This is a genomic window from Aliidiomarina halalkaliphila, assembly GCF_007096385.1.
Taxonomy (GTDB): Bacteria; Pseudomonadota; Gammaproteobacteria; order Enterobacterales; family Alteromonadaceae; genus Aliidiomarina; species Aliidiomarina halalkaliphila.
The window spans coordinates 249,201-269,806 of sequence record NZ_VJWL01000001.1 but is presented as its reverse complement, the minus strand read 5'-3'; the positions used below and the strand labels follow the sequence as shown (position 1 = coordinate 269,806).

14 protein-coding genes are annotated in these 20,606 nt (G+C 50.7%); 8 read left to right on the top strand and 6 right to left on the bottom strand.

All coding sequences use genetic code 11. The features are described 5' to 3' along the window. Positions 1-140: 140 nt before the first annotated feature. From FM042_RS01265 to sdhC, 4 genes are read right to left on the bottom strand one after another with little or no spacing between them, the layout of a single operon-like run. Entirely contained in the window at positions 141-857 is a 717-nt protein-coding gene (locus tag FM042_RS01265; protein WP_143233944.1) for a succinate dehydrogenase iron-sulfur subunit, read from the bottom strand. Positions 858-869: 12 nt separating this feature from the next. Then, positions 870-2,630, bottom strand: a complete 1,761-nt coding sequence (sdhA, locus tag FM042_RS01260) for a succinate dehydrogenase flavoprotein subunit (RefSeq protein ID WP_143235566.1) — start codon at positions 2,628-2,630, stop codon at positions 870-872. 9 nt (positions 2,631-2,639) lie between these two features. After that, positions 2,640-2,987: a succinate dehydrogenase, hydrophobic membrane anchor protein gene (gene sdhD, locus FM042_RS01255; protein ID WP_143233943.1), complete on the bottom strand. Its 348-nt coding sequence runs from the start codon at positions 2,985-2,987 to the stop codon at positions 2,640-2,642. Next, positions 2,981-3,355 (bottom strand): succinate dehydrogenase, cytochrome b556 subunit, encoded by a 375-nt coding sequence (gene sdhC, locus FM042_RS01250; RefSeq protein ID WP_143233942.1) that lies wholly within the window; start codon positions 3,353-3,355, stop codon positions 2,981-2,983. The genes sdhD and sdhC overlap by 7 nt, the downstream gene beginning before the upstream one ends. Positions 3,356-3,662: 307 nt before the next feature. Between sdhC and FM042_RS01245 the strand changes: the two genes are divergently transcribed. After that, complete coding sequence (locus FM042_RS01245; RefSeq protein ID WP_143233941.1) at positions 3,663-4,943, top strand: citrate synthase; 1,281 nt, start codon at positions 3,663-3,665, stop codon at positions 4,941-4,943. 206 nt (positions 4,944-5,149) lie between these two features. Continuing rightward, positions 5,150-6,013: a homoserine O-acetyltransferase/O-succinyltransferase family protein gene (locus FM042_RS01240; protein ID WP_143233940.1), complete on the top strand. Its 864-nt coding sequence runs from the start codon at positions 5,150-5,152 to the stop codon at positions 6,011-6,013. Positions 6,014-6,017: 4 nt separating this feature from the next. Here FM042_RS01240 and FM042_RS01235 read toward each other — a convergent pair whose 3' ends face one another. Then, a complete protein-coding gene (locus tag FM042_RS01235) occupies positions 6,018-7,310 on the bottom strand; it encodes an O-acetylhomoserine aminocarboxypropyltransferase/cysteine synthase family protein (protein WP_143233939.1) in 1,293 nt (430 codons plus the stop codon). Between the two features lie 283 nt (positions 7,311-7,593). Here FM042_RS01235 and FM042_RS01230 point away from each other — a divergent pair, with 283 nt between their 5' ends. The 6 genes from FM042_RS01230 to FM042_RS01205 all read left to right on the top strand — a co-directional run bounded on the left by FM042_RS01230 (position 7,594) and on the right by FM042_RS01205 (position 18,583). Then, positions 7,594-8,652: an efflux RND transporter periplasmic adaptor subunit gene (locus FM042_RS01230; protein WP_143233938.1), complete on the top strand. Its 1,059-nt coding sequence runs from the start codon at positions 7,594-7,596 to the stop codon at positions 8,650-8,652. A gap of 8 nt (positions 8,653-8,660) precedes the next feature. Continuing rightward, positions 8,661-11,918 carry an efflux RND transporter permease subunit gene (locus tag FM042_RS01225; RefSeq protein ID WP_143233937.1) on the top strand — a complete coding sequence of 1,086 codons (3,258 nt, stop codon included), beginning with the start codon at positions 8,661-8,663 and terminating at the stop codon, positions 11,916-11,918. Beyond that, positions 11,911-14,988 (top strand): efflux RND transporter permease subunit, encoded by a 3,078-nt coding sequence (locus tag FM042_RS01220; RefSeq protein ID WP_143233936.1) that lies wholly within the window; start codon positions 11,911-11,913, stop codon positions 14,986-14,988. Before FM042_RS01225 ends, FM042_RS01220 begins: the two co-directional genes overlap by 8 nt. A 390-nt stretch (positions 14,989-15,378) precedes the next feature. Further along, the gene (locus FM042_RS01215; protein ID WP_143233935.1) at positions 15,379-16,233 is read left to right on the top strand and encodes an EamA family transporter; all 855 of its coding nucleotides are present in this window, start codon (positions 15,379-15,381) and stop codon (positions 16,231-16,233) included. Between the two features lie 75 nt (positions 16,234-16,308). Then, the gene (locus tag FM042_RS01210) at positions 16,309-17,517 is read left to right on the top strand and encodes a DEAD/DEAH box helicase (RefSeq protein WP_143233934.1); all 1,209 of its coding nucleotides are present in this window, start codon (positions 16,309-16,311) and stop codon (positions 17,515-17,517) included. Positions 17,518-17,608: 91 nt separating this feature from the next. Continuing rightward, on the top strand, positions 17,609-18,583 hold the full coding sequence (locus tag FM042_RS01205; RefSeq protein ID WP_143233933.1) for a metallophosphoesterase: 975 nt from the start codon (positions 17,609-17,611) through the stop codon (positions 18,581-18,583). On the opposite strand, the gene FM042_RS01200 is transcribed toward FM042_RS01205, so the two are convergent. Continuing rightward, on the bottom strand, positions 18,549-20,456 hold the full coding sequence (locus FM042_RS01200) for a hypothetical protein (protein WP_143233932.1): 1,908 nt from the start codon (positions 20,454-20,456) through the stop codon (positions 18,549-18,551). The genes FM042_RS01205 and FM042_RS01200 overlap by 35 nt on opposite strands. Positions 20,457-20,606 lie beyond the last annotated feature (150 nt).

The window sequence follows — 20,606 nt, the reverse complement described above, 5'->3', positions numbered from 1 at the left end:
TTCCTTTCACTGGTTCGGACTGCGAAAAACAGCAGGCACGCGTTAATAATTAGCGTTTGTTTTTAAAAAAATAGCCATCCGTAGCGGGATGGCTATTTGTACAACTCGAACAATACTATATCAGAAACCGTCTGTTTTCGCTAAACAGCGCGGCTTAACAGCATCGACTTGATGTGACCAATAGCCTTGGTTGGATTCAACCCTTTCGGACACACATTCACGCAATTCATGATGCCGTGGCACCGGAATACGCTAAAGGCGTCATCGAGGTCATCCAGTCGTTCTTCGGTCGCCGTATCGCGGCTGTCCGCCAAGAATCGGTAGGCATGCAGTAAGCCTGCAGGACCAACGAACTTGTCTGGATTCCACCAAAACGACGGGCAAGACGTTGAACAACATGCGCACAAAATACACTCATACAAGCCGTCAAGCTTGGCCCGATCTTCAGGGCTCTGCAAACGCTCGCGCGCAGGCGGTGTTTTGTCGTCGTTGATCAAGAACGGCTTCACTTTTTCGTACTGTTTGTAGAACTGGGTCATATCGACAATTAAGTCGCGCATCACCGGCAGCCCCGGTAATGGACGAATCACAATCTTGTTCGACTTAAGCGACGACAAGTTAGTGATACAGGCCAAACCGTTTTTACCATTCATATTCAAGCCGTCTGAGCCACATACCCCTTCCCGACATGAACGACGGAACGATAAGCTCGGATCCTGCTCTTCTTTAATCTTGATAAGCGCTTCCAGCACCATCAGGTCCTGGTTATCGTCCAGTTCCAGTGTGTAGTCCTGCATCCGCGGCTTGGTATCTACTTCTGGATTGTAGCGATAGATCGAAAACGTTAATTTTTTCATCCTACAAACCCCTTAATACGTCCGCGCTTTCGGCGGGAACGCCTCGCGCAATTTAGGTGCCATGTTCACTGAACGCGTGGTCATGCTCTCATCTTCTGGACGATACACCGTGTGACACAACCAGTTCTCATCATCCCGCTCAGGGAAGTCCGCGCGGCTGTGCGCTCCACGGCTTTCTTGACGGAAGCTCGCAGATACTGCGGTTGAGTAAGCTGTTTCCATCAAATTATCCAGCTCTAAACACTCAATACGTGCGGTGTTGAAATCTTTACTGGTATCGTCGAGACGCGCATGCTTCAAACGCTCACGGATTTCACGCAATTCCGCTAAGCCCTGCTCCATGGCTTCGCCTTCACGGAATACCGAGAAGTTCAGCTGCATACATTGCTGCAGGTCTTTACGGATTTGATACGGGTCTTCACCCTTCTGAGTTTCGTTCCAGCGGTTCACTCGCGCCAAAGCAGCGTCCACGTCGCCGCTCGTCGCTGCGCGCGCTTCTGACGTTGCAGCTAAGGCTTCACCTAAGTGCAAACCAGTTGCCCGGCCAAATACCACCAGATCCAATAGCGAGTTACCACCTAAGCGATTCGCGCCGTGAACGGAAACACACGCAATCTCACCACAGGCAAATAAGCCTTGAATCGGTTGCACATTGCCTTTGGCGTCAACTTGCAAACACTGACCATTCACATCAGTCGGAATACCCCCCATCATGTAGTGACAGGTTGGAATCACTGGAACTGGCTCTTCTGCTGGGTCCACGTGAGCAAATGTTTTCGCCAAATCACAGACGCCCGGCAGACGTGATTCCAGAGTTTCACGCCCCAAATGGTCTAGTTTTAATTTAATGTGGGTACCCCAAGGGCCTTCACACCCGCGACCTTCACGAATCTCTGTCATCATAGCCCGGGCCACAACGTCACGACCTGCGAGGTCTTTGGCATTCGGCGCATAACGCTCCATAAAGCGTTCGCCGTCTTTATTCAACAAGTAACCACCTTCACCGCGGCAGCCTTCTGTTACCAGAGAGCCTGCGCCAGCAATGCCGGTTGGGTGGAATTGCCACATTTCCATATCTTGCACAGGTGCCCCTGCACGCAATGCCATACCCACGCCGTCACCGGTATTAATGTGCGCGTTCGTGGTTGAGGCATAAATACGGCCAGCACCACCGGTGGCAAGCACCACGGCTTTGGCACGAATGTGGTAAATCTCACCGGTTTCAATTTCCAGTGCGGTCACACCGGTTACTACGCCATCTTGGTTTTTCACCAAATCCAAGGCGTACCACTCCGATAGCACTGTGGTTTTATTTTTTACGTTCTGTTGGTACAACAAATGCAATAACGCATGACCTGTGCGGTCAGCCGCTGCTGCTGTACGGGCCGCTTGCTCGCCACCAAAGTTTTTCGACTGGCCACCAAATGGCCGCTGGTACACTTTGCCATTATCGAAACGCGAGAACGGTAAACCCATGTTTTCCAGCTCTAAAATCGCTTCTGGACCGGTTTTACACATATATTCGATGGCGTCTTGGTCACCGATATAGTCGGAGCCCTTTACCGTATCAAACATATGCCATTCCCAATTATCTTCATGGGCATTACCCAGCGCTACGGTGATACCACCTTGCGCAGATACCGTGTGTGAACGGGTTGGAAATACTTTCGACATCAGCGCACAGCTCATGCCGTTTTCAGAAATCTGCAACGCAGCGCGCATACCCGCACCACCGGCACCGATAACGACTGCGTCAAATTGTAATTCTTTGATGTTGCTCACTTAGACACCCCACAATACAAATAAGCCGGTGAACCAGTAGACAATGAGTGCCAACACGACCACATATTGAACAGCGCCACGTAACAGCGCGTTTTTCACGTAGTCGGTTAACACCTGCCAGATTCCGATCCACGCGTGGATCAGTAGTCCAGTTAGAGCTAACAAGGTATACACTTTAACGCCCACATGACCGAAGAAACCCACCCAAGTTTCATAGGTTAGGCCCGGGTTGCAAACCAACCACGCGATCATAAATACGGCGTATGAAGCAAGAATCAGCGCACTTGCGCGCAGAAGAATAAAGTCGTGCGTTCCGCTACGACCAAAAGTAGAAGCAATATTTACCATAACCAAATTCCTGCTAGGACGGCGAGAACAACGGCTAGGATAACGGTTACCACAGCACTGGTGTTACCTGAATCTAGCTCTTCCCAATAACCAAGGTCCATCACCATATGGCGTAAACCCGCCAGTACGTGATAGCCAAGCGCAGTAATAAAGCCCCAAATCACAAACTTAATCACGGGATTAGCGAGCACATTTTGCGCCTGAACGAACCCTTCATAGGAACGCAGCGAAATAGCCAAAAGCCAGACAAGAAGCCCGACGAGAACCAACATAATAACACCAGATACACGGTGCAAAATGGAGGCGATTGCAGAAGGTGGAAAGCTGATTGTGGTCAGCTCCAGGTTAACAGGTCTTTGTTTTTTCACAACTGTTGCCTTATCTGAAAACGCTGTTGAAATCAGTGCGCCAAGTATATCGGGCACTGTTTACAATTACAATTACTGACATGCGCAAAATACGGTTCATCTTGCCGCAAAGCAAATAAGGTTATATCCCTGTAAGAATGTGCCTTTGATTTCTATCAGAAGTATAACAATTAGACTAAAGTCGTAGCATAAAAAGGGTAAGCATCCATTCTTCTACCCTTTACGTTAAATTGACAGATCCCCCCAAGATCAAGTACAAATAGCGCACTTTTTTGACCTCTGACGCACAGAATACAAGGAGATTTCCATGGCTGAGCGTAAAGCCACTATTCAAATTGATGGCAAAAGTATCGAGCTGCCGGTGCTCTCAGGCACCGCCGGTCACGATGTAATTGATGTACGGACCTTAGGCAAGCACGGCTACTTCACGTTCGACCCAGGCTTCCTCGCCACTGGCTCGTGTGAGTCAAAAATCACCTACATCGACGGCGAAAACGGTGTGTTGTTGCACCGTGGGTATCCAATTGAGCAACTTGCCACAGAAGCAGACTATCTTGAAGTATGCTACATGCTCATCCATGGCGAAGCGCCAACTGCCGAGCAGTATCAGCTCTTTAAGCAAACCATCACCAAGCACACTATGGTGCATCAAGGTTTGCACGATTTCTTTGGTGGTTTCCGTCGTGACGCCCACCCAATGGCTATGCTCTGTGCGGTAACCGGCGCCCTTTCATCGTTCTATCACGATGACTTAAACATTGCTGATCCGAAGCAACGGGTACGAAGTGCCTACCGCTTGATCGCGAAAATGCCAACGATTGCCGCCATGTGTTACAAGCACAACATTGGCCAGCCATTTGTGTATCCACAAAACAATCTAGGCTTTGCTGAAAATTTCCTGAACATGATGTTCTCTGTACCTGCGGAAGATTACAAAGTGAGCCCAGTGGTTGCTAAAGCTATGGATCGTATCTTTACATTGCATGCAGACCACGAGCAGAACGCCTCTACTTCCACAGTACGCTTAGCTGGCTCTTCAGGTGCCAACCCGTATGCATGTATTGCAGCGGGTGTTGCATCGTTATGGGGCCCTGCTCACGGCGGCGCCAATGAAGCCTGCTTAAAGATGCTTGCAGAAATTGGCTCAGTGGATCGCATTCCTGAGTACATTGCCAAAGCCAAAGATAAAGATGATCCGTTCCGCCTGATGGGCTTCGGTCACCGGGTCTACAAGAACTTCGATCCACGTGCGAAAGTGATGCGAGAAACCTGCCACGAAGTGCTCAAGGATCTCGATATCAAAGATCCATTGTTGGATGTGGCCATGGAGCTTGAGCGCATTGCCCTGGAAGACGAGTATTTTGTGTCGAAGAAGCTCTACCCGAACGTTGATTTCTACTCAGGTATTATCTTGAAGGCCATTGGAATTCCAACCAATATGTTTACTGTTATTTTCGCGCTGTCACGCACAGTAGGCTGGATTTCACACTGGCATGAAATGCTTAGCGAAAGCAGTCAGAAAATCGGTCGTCCTCGTCAGCTATACACTGGTGAAGCACAACGTAAGTTTTCGCCAATTAAGAAGTAACATAGCCTACACTTAGAGGTATACCTTTCGTTTAAAACCACTCTTGGAAATATTCCAGAGTGGTTTTTTATTGGCTATCATCACGACCTAAAGCGCGTGCATTTGTAGTGGCACTCAGCGCTAGCCCCCGTGCGTACTATTGTAATCCGTAATATGGGGTGTCATTATGCCAACATAAAAACAACACAAAACTTTGTATACTTTTTATGCCAGTAATTTTGCATCGTGCACTTCCGGTGATTCAAACCCTACAGGATGAGGGGCTCGACATCCGCTTCGCTCCTCATGAGCGCGGCGCGATTAAGCTTGGCTTTCTGAATCTAATGCCAGAGAAAGAATCCACCGAGCGCCATTGGTTACGTTTGCTTGCACGCACAGGCTTATCCATTGAAGTTCATTTACTCAAACTGAAACAATGGACACCAAAAACCACATCGCCTCAGCACATGGAACGCTATTACGAAGATTGGGACTCACGTATTGATTTGGATGGCCTCATGATTACAGGCGCTCCACTTGGCAAGTTTGATTACGAACAGGTCGACTACTGGCATGAGTTACGCGATATTTTTGATAATGCCAGCCTCGATTACAATAGTGTTCTGTACTTATGCTGGGCAGCCAATGCCGCGTTTCATCATCATTACGGCATTCCACGGGCACAACGTTCGCACAAACTCAGTGGAGTATATGAACATCGAGTGATGCGCAAGCACCCCATCACAGCCTCGATTCATCGTGACGTCAAATTTCCCCACTCCCGCTACGCCGAAGCACGGCAAAATCAGTTGTACGCGCATCCTGAGTTGCGCGTGCTCGTCGACTCCCGCAAAGCAGGCGCATTTGCAGTAGTCGATCCTGTGCGTAAGCGCCTATTTATTTTAGGACACCCGGAGTACGAGGCCGATACCCTGCATCTCGAGTTTGAACGAGATAAAAGCAACGGCAAAGAACCATTGCCACCTGAATACTATTATGAAAACGATGAGCCCGGTGCTCTGCCCAGCCCAGATTGGCAAGCACATGGTGCGGCCACTCTGAAGAACTGGATCGAGCACTGGGTCGGGTAGTTCTCTAAGCGACTCGCAACGCTCGGTGAGCCGCTGCAAGTGCTTGATCAAGATCCGCAATCAAATCGTCAATATGTTCAATCCCCACCGATAAGCGCACGAGATCTTCAGATACGCCAGCGCGACTGAGCTCCAGTGGCGATAATTGCCGATGAGTCGTCGACGCAGGATGACATGCCAAGGATTTTGCATCCCCAATATTGACGAGGCGCAAGAACAATTGCAGCGCATCAATAAATTGCACCGCGGCTTCTTTGCCTCCTTTAATACCAAAGCTTAGAATTCCCGATCCCTGACCTTGCGTCACTCGTTGGGCGAGTCCATGGTATTTATCATTCGGCAGTCCAGCATATCTCACCCAAGCAATATCTTCGTGTTGTTGCAAGTATTCAGCAACCTTCAGCGCATTGGCACAATGTCGTTCAACTCGAAGTGCCAAGGTTTCTAATCCCTGTAATATATTGAAGGCACTCTGGGCAGAAAGGGCTGCTCCGGTGTTGCGCAGAGGCACCACGCGGCATCGGCCGATAAAGGCGGCTGGACCTAATGCTTCGGTGTACACCACTCCATGATAGGACGGGTCTGGTGTATTCAATTGCGGGAAGCGTTCTGGCTGGGCTGCCCAATCGAACTTGCCGCTGTCTACAATCAAACCGCCCACAGTTGTACCATGACCGCCAATGTACTTAGTTAGGGAATGCACAACAATATCTGCGCCAAGTTCGATCGGACGGCATAACACCGGGGTGGCGACCGTATTATCGACCACCAACGGAATACCCTTGGCGTGCGCTAGATCCGCCAAGCGCGCTATATCGACCACGTTACCTGCTGGGTTACCGATAGATTCGCAGAACAACAGCTTGGTGCGCTCATCAATCAAGGCTGCTAGACCTTCAAAATCATCCGCATCAGCAAAACGTACATCAATTCCCTGCTGGGGCAAGGTATGAGCGAATAGGTTGTAGGTACCGCCATACAGCTGACTAATACTAACAATATTGTCACCAACCCCAGCAACGGTCTGAATTGTGTAATTAATTGCTGCCATGCCTGATGCCAGCGCAAGGCCTGCAATCCCTCCTTCAATGGCGGCAAGGCGTTCCTCAAGCACTGCATTGGTTGGGTTCATGATCCGTGAGTAGATATTTCCTTCCACTTTTAAGTCGAATAAGTCCGCACCGTGTTGGGTGTTATCGAAGGTGAAGGACGTGGTTTGATAAATCGGAACAGCAGCGGCGCGGGTTGTCGCCTCAGACGTGTAGCCATGATGTAACGCAAGTGATTCAAGTCGCATGGGTAAGCCTCCAAATTTGTCGTTCTTAGCACTCGATTAGAATCCTATACGTTTAGACGTCTAAATGTCCATATGTTTTTTTGAAAAAATTGCACCGCAAACGGCTGAATTCGCCAACTTGAATAGTGAGTTTCACCAACAATGCAGATAAACTCGCCACATCCCAGCAAGCAAAAACAGAAATATACTTATTATTCAATACTTTGTTGTTTTTGGCATGGTATTAGCATAATTCTCAATATCTTAATTCTGTTGAGTTCGCTTTTTGACCAGGACCTTTGTTATGAACACGAAAATAGCTTTAATTGTTGGATTTGGTGCCGCCCTCTTGTTAAGTGCTTGCGGTAATTCGTCGGCAACCCATGTACAAACCACTGCAGAAGCCCGCGAGAGGGGAGTTCCTGTAGAAGCCATCACCGTGGAGCGTGGTTTAGTGCGTGCGAGCTTCCAAGCCAGCACAGTGCTTGAAGCTGAGGAAGAAACCGATGTGATTGCCCGGGTTAGCGGCGTGATAGAGCAGATACTGGTTGAAGAAGGGGATTACGTAGAACAAGGTCAAGCCCTTGCTCGCATGGAGTCAGCTCGCTATCAGTATAGCCGTGACCAAATTGCCGCAGAATTAAATGGTGTAAAACAAGAACTGGATCGGATGCAACGACTCGCCACCCAACAGATGGTGAGCCAAGAATCCATCGAGCGCTTACAAACGCGCCATGATAGTTTAACCGCGCAATTGAAAATCGCTGATTTGGATCTCACCGAAACGGTTATTCGCGCTCCAATCAGTGGTCATATCGCCCATCGTTTTGTGAAACAAGGCAATATGATTCAGGCCTATCAGCCCAAAGCACTATTCCATATTGTGAACGACACGACGCTACGTGCCACGCTGAACCTGCCTGAGCAAGCCTTACGCCAGGTTAAAGTCGGTCAAAACGCGGAATTACTTCTGCAAGGGATCGGTGACAACCAAATCCTGCTTGCTGAAGTGGCGCGGATCAGCCCGACCGTAGACTCCAACACCGGAACCTTCCGAGTTGTGCTAAGTATTCCTAATCATGAGCATAAGTACCGTGCTGGTATGTTCTCGCGGGTACTTTTACATTACGCCGAGAAAGAGAATGTTGTGCGCATTCCTCACCAGGCGTTAATCCGAATCGATCAAACTGCTTATGTTTTCGTGGTTGAAAATGAAAAAGCCGTACGCAAAGAAGTACATCCAGGATTGCGTGAAAACGGTTGGATTGAAATTGTCGACGGCATTGATTCTGGCGCTACCTTAGTTGTAACCGGCCAGAACACCCTGCGTGAAGATGCCTTGGTTGAAGTTATCGCACTGTGAGAACTGCCATGAACAACAAAAACAATAAAGGAATTGCCGCGCTCGCGGTGCGTCGCCCGGTGACCATTGTGATGGTCACCCTCGCCATTCTCCTGTTTGGCATGGTAAGCCTTGGCCGATTACCGGTGAATTTGCTTCCTGACTTGAGCTATCCGACCCTGACGGTACGAACCGCCTATATCGGTGCTGCCCCAACAGAGATTGAACAATTAATTAACCGTCCCATAGAAGAATCTTTGGGCACCGTGCGCGGTGTACGGACCATCACATCTTATGCACGCGCAGGTCAATCAGATATCGTCCTTGAGTTTGCCTGGGGCACCAATATGGATATGGCCGGATTGGAGGTTCGCGAGAAACTCGATACAGTCTGGCTTCCAGTAGATATCGAAAAGCCGGTCATTCTACGCTTTAACCCCAATATGGAACCGATTATGCGCTTTGCGCTCAATCGGGAAGAAGCTTTAAGCCCTAGCGAACTGCAGAATATGCGGCGCTACGCAGATGAAGAATTGAAGCGCCAGTTAGAAAGTATTCCAGGGATTGCAGCCGTGCGTGTGGGCGGCGGCCTCGAAGATGAAATTCAGGTCTTGGTCGATGAACATCGTGCCAGTCAACTCAACATAGATGTGCAAACCATTGTGCAACGATTGCGTGCAGAAAACGTGAATCAGGCCAGTGGTCGCATAGAAACCACTACCCTAGAGTTCTTGGTCCGCACGGTTAATCAGTTCCAAAGCCTCGAAGATATCGGTGCGATCTATATCGCAACCCGCAACAACACGCCTATTCAACTGCAAGATATTGCTGAAATTCGTCACGGCTATCGGGACCGCACGTCAATGAGCCGTGTAAATGGCCGCGAGTCTATTGAACTGAATCTGTATCGCGAAGGTGACGCCAATACCGTGCAAGTGGCAGACGAAGTCCGTCGTCGCCTGCCCGCCATTGAACGACAATTACCGCGTGATTTCCAATTACAACTATTGAATGATCAATCGGGCTTTATTCGCAACGCAATCCAAGCGGTGAAACAAAATGCGCTCATTGGCGGCGCCCTCGCCATGTTAGTGATTCTGCTATTCCTGCGTCATATTCGCCCCACGTTAATTATTTCCGTGGCGATTCCGGTGTCTATCGTTGCCACCTTCCTGTTTATGTTCATGGGCAACCTCAGTCTCAACATGATGTCGCTTGGGGGAATTGCCTTGGCGGTAGGATTACTCGTCGATAACGCTATTGTGGTGTTGGAGAATATTTCTCGACGCCGTGAACAAGGGGATTCAATCCCAGACGCCGCCATCCAAGGCACTAAAGAAGTCACCGGCGCAGTAACCGCAGCAACCCTCACCACATTAGCCGTGTTTGTGCCACTCATCTTTGTCAGCGGCATGGCTGGCCAACTCTTTACCGACCAAGCCATTACCGTGAGTGTGGCCTTAGTAGCCTCGCTATTAGTAGCGCTCACCTTGATTCCCATGTTGGCCAGTCGTCAATTTCAAACGGCCCCAGCTAACGCAATTCCAGACCAGAGCCCGGCGCCCCCAACCCGCCGCGGCTTCTGGTACTGGCTTGCGTGGCCTTTCCGCTCCATATTCCGCGCCCTGTTTTACTGGCTGCCGGTACTTGTATTAGGGGCGATGCGGGCCACTGGACGAGCAATCTCTCGTGCGGCGCAATGGGTCAGTTGCCCGCTTTTGCAAGGATTTGAGCGCGGATTAGAGCGCACGTCGACATTCCACGGACGCGTGCTCACTCGCATGCAAATGAAGCCAGGATTATATTTCCTGATCTTTGCGAGCATTACACTCGCCTGCTTTAGTTTGCTTCCACGCATTGGCGCTGAGTTAATTCCACAGATGGAGCAGCGGGAATTTTATGTGGATGTTCAACTTCCTCGCGGCACCCCGATTACCCGCACTGACGGTTTTATGGCGGATTTTGCCCAGCATTTGAGTGCCGACTCTCGCGTAGAGAAAACATACTCTGTAGCTGGTACAGGTAGCTTAATGCAAGTGCAGGCCAATCAAGGCGGTGATTTCTGGGGACGTATCCATGTTGTACTCGTGCAAGGATTGCAACAAAGTGATCGCGATGAAGTGATTCAATTTACCCGAGATTACTTAGCGCGCCAGCCAGACGTTCAAGCTCGGGTGGATTATCCAGAACTGGTGACAGTCGATATGCCGTTAATGATTGAGCTCATTGGCTACGACCTGGATCGACTTCTGATTGCTTCCGAGCATATTGCGAATCAGTTGGAAGCCCATGATAACTTTACCGACGTGCGTAATGGTTTAACAGCCGGACAGCCCGAGTTAGAAATTCAATTCGACCATGCTCGCCTTGCTTGGGCCGGTCTATCTGCTCCCGATGTGGCTCGCTTAGTGAGCACCCACATTGGTGGTCAAGTAGCGACACGCTACAACATGATGGATCGCCAAATTGATATCCGTGTGCGCCTCCCTGATGCCGCGCGTCAGCAGCCAGAACGCTTAGGTGATCTGATTGTTAATCCGGGCGCAGACGTAGAAATCCCACTCTCCGCAGTGGCCAATATCCATCGCGCCATCGGCCCAAGCGAGATTACTCGCCTGGGTCAGCAACGCGTTGCTTTAGTCAGTGCTCGCGCAAGCGGCACCGATGTGCGCCAAGCGCAACAGTACTTGACGCAAATCATCGATAACTCGCAATTCCCACCTGGGGTCAGTGCCCGTATCGGCGGTCAAAGTGAACTTTTAGAAGAAAGCTATTCATCGATGATGTTGGCTTTGGCACTAGCTATCTTCTTAGTGTACTTAGTGATGGCATCGCAATTTGAGAGCTTTGGTCATCCATTGCTGATTATGTTCTCAGTGCCTCTAGCCGTAGCTGGCTCTGTTGTCGGCCTGTGGTTGACCAACACACCGCTGAGCGTAGTCGTATTCATCGGGCTAATCATGCTCTGCGGGATTGTGGTAAACAACGCTATCGTCCTGGTGGATCGTATCAATCAATTGCGCAGCGAAGGTATCGAGAAAATAACTGCCATCCGTACCGCTGCCAATCAACGCTTACGCCCAATTTTGATGACCACACTCACCACAGTACTCGGGCTATTGCCATTAGCCTTAGGCATTGGCGAAGGGGCTGAACTCAGCGCAAGTATGGCCATTGCAGTAATTAGCGGACTCTTGTTCGCCACCGCCCTCACCTTGCTATTTATCCCGCTCGTGTATCAGTTGTTCGACCGTAAGCACTTTGCTGTGGAGGTTGAAAATGCCTAATATCGCCCAAATCAGCGCTCCATTAGCGCGCTTTGCGCTACGCCGGCCGGTTACCGTGTGCATGATATTTCTATCGTTCTTGCTGTTGGGCTTAATCTCTAGCCGGCTCTTGCCATTGGAGAAATTCCCAGGCATTGAAATCCCACAAATAGCCGTGGTTGTGCCCTATCCGGGCGCCACCCCAGCGGAAGTAGAACGCTTGATCACGCGCCCTCTTGAGGAAGCCCTTGCCACCATTGGCGGCCTTAATGAGATACGCTCCGACTCGAGCGACAATCAGGCGCAAATTGTTCTTGATTTCAATTGGAACGATTCGATCTCCGCACGCGGTATTGAGGTACGCGAAGCCATCGATAGTGTGCGGCACACGCTGCCAAGTGATGTTGAACGCGTCTTTGTGTATCAATTTAATACCGACGATATGGCAGTGATGCAGCTACGGATTTCTAGCGATCGTGATCTTTCCATGGCCTATGACTTAATTAATCGAAATCTAAAGCAGCCATTGGAGCGCGTACCTGGGGTATCTCGGGTACAGCTATATGGGGTCGACCAACCGGAGATCATGATCCGTCTTGACCCCGTGGCCATGGCCGCAAGTCAGTTAAGCGCCAGCGATGTGACGCATATTCTAAACCAAGCCAACTTCACTTTGAGTGCTGGCTATGTGGAAAGCACAACGGAGCGCATTCAAGTAAAACCCGTGGGTGAATTCCGGAGCCTGGATGATATTCGGCGGTTACCGGTGACCCGTCACCTCACCTTGGCCGATATTGCGACTATCGGTTACGAACTACCTAAACCACGGGCCGGACGTCACTTCAACCAAACCTATGCTATCGGCATCGATATATTCAAAGACAGCAGCGCCAATCTAGTCGATGTAGCGCGTTTAGCTAGCGCCGTTATTGCGCAAGCCGATGGCAGTCCTGAGTTTGCGGGCATCTATTTGATGACCATGGACAATACCGCAGAGAGTGTAACCACGTCCCTCAACGACTTACTGTCCGCGGGCCTTATTGGCGCCGTGCTGTCGATTATTGTGCTCTATTTGTTTATCCGGGATTGGCGCGCGACACTGATTATCGTTGTCTCTGTCCCTATCGCAATCTTCCTCACCCTTGGTGTCATGTATCTGCTTGGCTACAGCTTAAATATTCTGTCTATGATGGGATTAATGCTCGCAGTCGGGATGCTGATCGATAACGCTGTGGTGGTCTCTGAGAGCATTAAACACGAACAGCAAGAAGCCATTGAGCGCGGCGAAACACCCGATAGCCGTACCATTGAGCTAGGTACTAGCCGAGTGTCCTTAGCGATTATCGCCGGTACCCTTACCACTGCCATTGTGTTCTTACCGAATATCTTTGGTGAGAAGCAAGAAATCACTATATTTCTTGAGCATGTAGCCGTGGCCATCTGTATTTCGCTACTCACATCATTGCTGATTGCCCAAACCTTGATTCCCTTATTGATGAGTAAACTCACTGCGAAAGCGAACCCCCAAGGCAGTCAGCCCGGGCGTATCAAGCGAGCTTACCTGCGCTCATTGCGTTGGAGTCACCGTCATCCTCGTTGGACCACATTAATTATGTTGGTGATCGTAGCGAGTACGGCATTGCCATTTAGCCAAGTCAGTGGAGATCAAACCGAAACTGCATTTAACGACCGTTTGTTTCTCAATTACTTTGTCACGGGACAGTACACGTTAGAGCAAGTGGAGCGTGATGTGACCGCGATGGAGAACTACCTCTACGCCAACAAAGACACGTTTGAACTTGAGCATGTGTATAGCTACTACACACCGGGTTATGCCATTTCTATTCTAATGTTAAAAGAAGATCGGAGCTTATCGGTGACTGAAATTCAACGCCGTATCCGCGCCGATATGCCGCCGTTAGCACGTTCTCGGCCTGTGTTTGGCTTCCGTGGAGGTAATTCCGGCGGCGTCCAACTCACCTTACAAGGGCGCTCCACGGCAGAACTTGAGCAAGTGGCTGAACAACTCATCCCCATGCTTGAACGTATTGATGGCTTAGCCGATGTTCAGACCGCGTCGCGACAGGCACTCGATGAAATGCGCGTCACTATCGACCGAACTCAAGCGGAGCGCTTTGGATTATCGAGCCAAGCAGTTGCCGAACAAATTAGCGTTGCCCTGCGCGGACGCAACTTACGATCGTTCCGGCACCACCCCGAAGGGGATATGCGTATCCAGCTCACCTTCCCCGACAGCGTTCAGCAAAATTACAGGGAATTTGAAACCATGATTATTGGTCAGCACAATGGCCAATGGGTCACGCTGAACCAAGTTGCCACGATTGAACGCATTCCACAGTTGGGAACCATTCGTCGTGTCGACCGACAAACTGCTGTACGTATTACTGCAAACCTCGAAGAGCTCAGCATGAGTGATGCACGTACCCAATTGTCAGCACTGTTGAATGCAATTGAGCTACCAGCCGGAGTTCAGTGGTCACTCGATGGTGGCTTCCGTACTCAACAACAGCAAAACCAACTTATGCTAGTCAATATGCTCCTTGCTATCGCACTGGTGTATATGGTCATGGCTGCCTTGTTCGAATCATTACTCTTGCCCTCCGCCGTCATTGGCTCCTTACTTATGGCGATTTGCGGCGCATTCTGGGGATTAATGTTTACCGGGACCAACCTGGACATCATGGCACTCATTGGATTGCTGATTCTGATGGGCATTGTGGTGAACAACGGAATTGTTCTGGTCGATGCCGTTAATCAGCAGCGCGATGCGGGCATGGAGCTGGAGCAGGCGCTCCTTGAAGCTTCGTCACGGCGAGTACGACCAATCTTGATGACCGTAGCCACCACCGTGCTAGGTATGCTGCCATTGGCGTTAGGGAGCAACCAAATCGGCGGCGACGGCCCTCCCTATGCGCCTATGGCGATCACCATTATCAGTGGTTTGATTGTATCAACGGTCACAAGCCTCTACTTCGTGCCCCACGCCTACAGCCGCTTACTCGCATGGCGCGCTTATTGGGCCGGTGTATGGCAACATGCCCGTTATCCATTGCAACGCAAAGCGCTGTAATGGCCAACGCGGTACGTTGGGTACGGTGGTCCAGAGGGAGAGATTGGCTGCGTGAGGGTGTCTGCCGCAGGGATGCGGCAGCCAAGCCTATAGGGATATATTTACGGCGTCCCTCGCGAGGCCAACTCTGCCTCTGGGCCTCTAGCGGTACGTTGGGTACGATTGAGGTAAATCTGGCGCGGTGATGGGATAAGTCGCGTGGGGGTGTGCGCGGCAGGGATGCCGCGCCCAAGCCTGCACGGATGCATTTACGGCGTCCCCCACGGGGCTTTCCCACCGCCCCGCCTCAATACGGCCTCGGGCCCGATTATACCTCTGGGCCTTTTCCCTCCAACTTTTCCTCCGTATACTGCGTTCTTTGCCCAGCCTTACCCTGGAGAGCCGGTTAGTATGCTTATTTTGTGTGTAATTACCCTCGTATGGGCCTTTAGTTTCTCTCTGATTGGCGTATACCTCGCACCCGATGTCGATGCTTATATCGCAGTGTTTATTCGCATGGTGTTGGCTGCCGCCCTACTCCTGCCATTTTTACGTCTCGGGGCAATGAGCGCCCGTAAACAGTGGCAGCTCATGGGAATTGGGGCGATACAAATTGGCATGATGTATTTGCTCTTGTACCATGCGTTCTTGCACATTAGCGTGGCTGAAGTACTGTTATTCACGATTTTCACCCCCCTCTACATTACCTTGCTCGACGAACAGCTCCTCAATCGCAAAGCGCTGCCGCTCATCTGGTGGATTGCCGCTTTGTTATCGGTGATTGGTGCAGGGCTTATACGCTATCAAGGAGTGTCTAGCGGTTTCTGGACCGGATTTCTACTGATTCAGGGTGCCAACCTGTGTTTCGCCTTTGGCCAAGTGGCATACAAGCGCCTGGCCCTCGGCCCCGCTCGTGCACAATTGCAGCAATATGCCCTCTTTTTTATTGGTGCCTGTATCGTCAGTGGTGTAGGCATGGTGTTATTCGCCGATTTTAATCGTATGCCTAGCACCTCCACCCATTGGGCAATTCTAATTTGGTTAGGCCTTGGCGCTTCTGGAGTTGGTTATATGCTGTGGAGCATCGCCAGTAAAATGGTTAATATTGCCCAACTTGCCACCATGAATAATGCACTCATCCCCGCAGGGCTTGTGGTCAATTTTCTTTTGTGGGGCCAAGATGTTAACTGGCCGAATCTATTCTTTGGCGGCGTGATCATCCTCCTCGCGGTATGGCTGGCATCGCGTTTTCAGCGAACACCATAACGCCGCTGAATTTGCAGGGCGCCCGTATCTCCTGTATGCTGCGCCCTCTTTTCTCCTCTGAGTATCTGCTAGTTCATGACATTTGCCGACCTTGGCCTTCGCGCCGAAATACTTGATGCCATCGCCCACACGGGTTACACCCAACCAACTCCAATTCAAGAAGCCGCTATACCTGCCGTACTTAACGGAAAGGATGTGATGGCTGCGGCGCAAACCGGAACCGGAAAAACCGCTGGGTTTACCTTGCCGATTCTTGAGCGAATTGCAGATGGCGTGCGAGCGCAGCCGAATGAAGCCAGAGTTCTCATTCTAACGCCAACCCGCGAATTAGCCGCACAAGTGGCCGCCAGCGTCGCAACCTACAGCCGTAAGATGAACCTATCACACGCTGTCGTATTTGGTGGTGTCAAGATCAATCCGCAAATGATGCAGTTACGCAAAGGTGTCGATATATTGGTGGCAACGCCAGGTCGCTTACTCGACTTACATCAACAAAACGCAGTACGCTTTCCGAAACTTGAGATTCTCGTTCTCGACGAAGCGGACCGTATGCTCGATATGGGCTTTATCCACGACATTAAGCGTATCTTTAAGCTGCTTCCTCCGAAGCGCCAGAACTTACTGTTCTCTGCCACATTTTCTGCCCCGATTCGTGCTCTTGCGCAGGGCCTTGTAGTCAACCCTGTGGAAATTGCAGTCGCCCCCGCAAATGCCACCGCGGATCGCGTTGAGCAGCATGTATACCCAGTGCTGAAAGAAGATAAGCCAGCCATGCTAGCGGCCTTGATTCGTGCCCACGACATTCCACAAACCTTGGTGTTCTCGCGTACCAAACATGGTGCCAATCGCCTCGTGAAACAATTAGACAAGGCTGGTTTTTTAGCCGCAGCCATTCACGGGAACAAAAGTCAGGGTGCACGAACCAAAGCATTAGATGACTTCAAAGCAGGTCGCGTACAGATATTAGTGGCCACAGACATTGCCGCACGGGGATTAGATATTAATCAACTGCCCTTAGTACTCAATTACGATTTACCACAAGTACCAGAAGATTATGTGCATCGTATTGGTCGTACTGCCCGTGCTGGTGCCAGTGGTTTGGCGATTTCCTTAGTCACCGATGAAGATGTAAAGCAAATCAAAGCCATTGAACGACTCATTCAACAAACCATTGTTGAAAAGACACTTCCTAACTTTGCTAAGGTATCGCTTCCGGCCCGAAGTGCGCCTGCACCTGCAAAGCCAAAACGTCCTAAAAAGCCCAAGCCACGCCCTTATAATTAAAGGCTTTTTACTGCCATATTAGGTTGCTCGCGCCCTCCGAGTCAGGATACTCTGGTGACATATCAGAATCTTGATTGCACAGGGAGTCTTCATGACGGGCGCGAGTCAACCAGCAACATCCCTTTCAGGCTATGACGTAATCGGAGACGTCCACGGCCACGCTGATAAATTAATTGCCCTGTTAGAGGCGCTGGGCTACCAACTTGATCAAAATGGCACGTATCGGCATCCCGAACGGATAGCTGTGTTTGTCGGTGACCTTATCGATAATGGCCGAGAAAATCGCAAGGTAATGGCCATAGTGCGAGCGATGCAAGATGCAGGCAGCGCCCATGTGATTATGGGGAACCACGAACTCAATGCAGTTGGCTATGCGATGCCGCGCCCGGATGGCGATGGCTATTTGCGGGAACATTCCGATGAGAATCGTGCCCACCATATTGAGTTTCTTGAAGAGTTGCCGGATCCCGACGAGCGACAATATTGGCTCGACTGGTTTAAGACCTTACCTCTATTTCTTGATTTAGGCCCTTTTCGAGTCGTGCATGCATGCTGGCATGAGCCCTCATTACGCGTGCTCGCCCCTTACTTGAATCCCGACAACAGTTTGCAAGAACACGCATGGGTTCCCGCGTTCACCGAATCTGATCCCCTCTTTTGCGCTACGGAAACTGTGCTCAAGGGTGTGGAAGTAAACCTTCCGCCAGGTACCTCGTTTTTTGATCACAAAGACAAAGAGCGTTATCAAGTGCGGATCTCTTGGTGGGAATCAAACCCGTCATCGTTGGCCGAGATTGCCCACATCCCGAATCCTAGAAAGAATGCAGAAGCATTAAAGGCACTTGCAGATCTAAGCGCCGATGCCCAAGTACTCCGAGAATTCGCCTATCAAGGCGATAAACCCGTGTTTTTTGGGCATTACTGGCTCAGCGGTACACCTCAAGTGCAATCTCCCTACTGTGCCTGCGTAGATTACTCAGCCGGTCGCAATGGCCCCCTGACCGCTTATCGTTGGCAAGGTGAACAAACTCTTAAGGATGATCACTTTCTCGCCGTGTTTCCTTAATCTCACGGCCAAGACCATCTCGCCAGATATTGAAATGTTCACGTTGTTCTCGATCCATGAGAGCCAACACCCCATGTAACTGCGCCATATAGTGCTCACGTAAGCCTTGATAAATACGCTCTTCTTCGTGAGCCAGAGCGTCGAGAATGGCCCGGCGCATATTATCTCGATGCAGGCGTTCGTCTACTTCCACCATAGTGTAATCCACGGCGAGCCAAGAGCCTGTAACTAACACCGGTACACAGAGCCATGCCATCGGACCGCAAAACCCACCGGCGGATGCCCCACCGCCTGCCGCTGCCGCTCGCGCACCTGCGCGGGTGAACAGTCCTGCAAAGGCACGGCGGACACCTGTACGCGATGCCGCACGGGTACCGGCTCCCGCCGCTAGCCGCCATGCCAAAGCGCCGCCCACTGCTCCAGTCCCGACCCAAGACTGATGCAGTTGTTCACGTACAGGCGCTAAACTAATCGCCTCTAACTCGCAGCGCACTTGCGTCTGTGCCTGCTGCAACCAACGTTCTTGTTGAGTGACGACACCGCGCAACGCTGTCGCGACTTCCGCATCCACTTGCGCATTTAGAGCCAACAATGCGGGTTCGAGCATGCTAGCGAGCTCTTGCTCCAAGCGCTCACCCAACTTCTCTGAGAATGCTTGCTCGCTCACACTCGCTGCGGCCAATAATGCGATTTGCTGATATTGCCCGCGAATGCTGTAATTCCAGTCTAGAAAACGATCAACCGCTGGCTCTGCATGCACAAATGCCTGTTGCAAGCCTACACGAAGTCGCCGCTCAAGAGCTTGTTCAAGGGTCACCGAGTATTGCTGCAAACGTGCATCCGACGCCTCTGCCAAACGATCTAAATCGGTGTCTAGGCGATCGCGCGTGCATGGATCCTGAGCAATAACAGGAGTCGCCTGAGCCGATTCATTCTGTGGGCGTTCCCACCAAGACGAACGTTCAGCGACATAGAGCGCCCCAGTAATCAGCAGTGCAGGCAAGAGCAAGCCAATAATAAAGCCTAATTTTAGTCGCGCTAGGGCTCCAGCAACGCCTGTTTCCCCAGCTTCGTTACCTTGCGCACGCCGCAACAAAACTGACAGTCCTAGGATTAGCGTAAAAACCAGTCCGATCTGAATGCCGTTGAGAATAAGGAACGTGAGCCAAATGCCCAAGAGTGCGCCTACACTGAGCCCAGTAGGTAATGAACTAGCAAGTTGCAAGCTATGCCATAAGGCGGCGTAAATCACATCTAAAGCAGCGACCAAATAACCTAACCAGACTACGCTCGTTTCAGGTTTTGCCTGCCAATGCTGCAGCGTTAACTCTGCCAAATTGAGATGGCGCGTATCCGGAACCTCAAGGAAAAACACTTGGAGCAGAGATAACAAGGTCGCGATGAGTAAAACAGTGGCCCACAAAGACGCCCGGGTAACCAAGATTCGTTGATAGCGGGCATCAAGTTCCCGCCCGATATGTGAGCGTAAAGCGAAGAATAGCGCTATAAATATAGGCACACCTAGCGTCAACGCTGCCCACTCAAATACGGTTAACCGCAACGTCAACACAAAAACGCTCAAGGCAATCCCCCAGCCCACCAATGCATGGATAAACTGGGTAATGAAACCATCCCACAAGAAGCGTTTCGTGCGGCTCTGAGCGCTAAATACGTAAGCCAATAACGCGTGTCGCCGCAATAACCGAATTTCATTCACATACGCATATGCGCATACTGCAAACAGCAACAAAATCAGTACCAGGGCAAGCTCGTTGATGTACACGAAAGCTTCACCGATGCTGAGCATCAGCAATAGGCAAAGCAGGCCGCCTATGGCGATCCCTTGATAAACAACTCGCATCAACTTCTGCATCGGCAGACCTTAACGTGTTCACGCGTTACTGCGCATTCATAGGAGTGAGCATGCCATGCTTTAGTTCACGGGGCACGGCGTGAAAACCTTTCGAGAATACCTTAGATTATACGTATCTCTGAAAACCAACGCTGAAAACGGACGTAACGG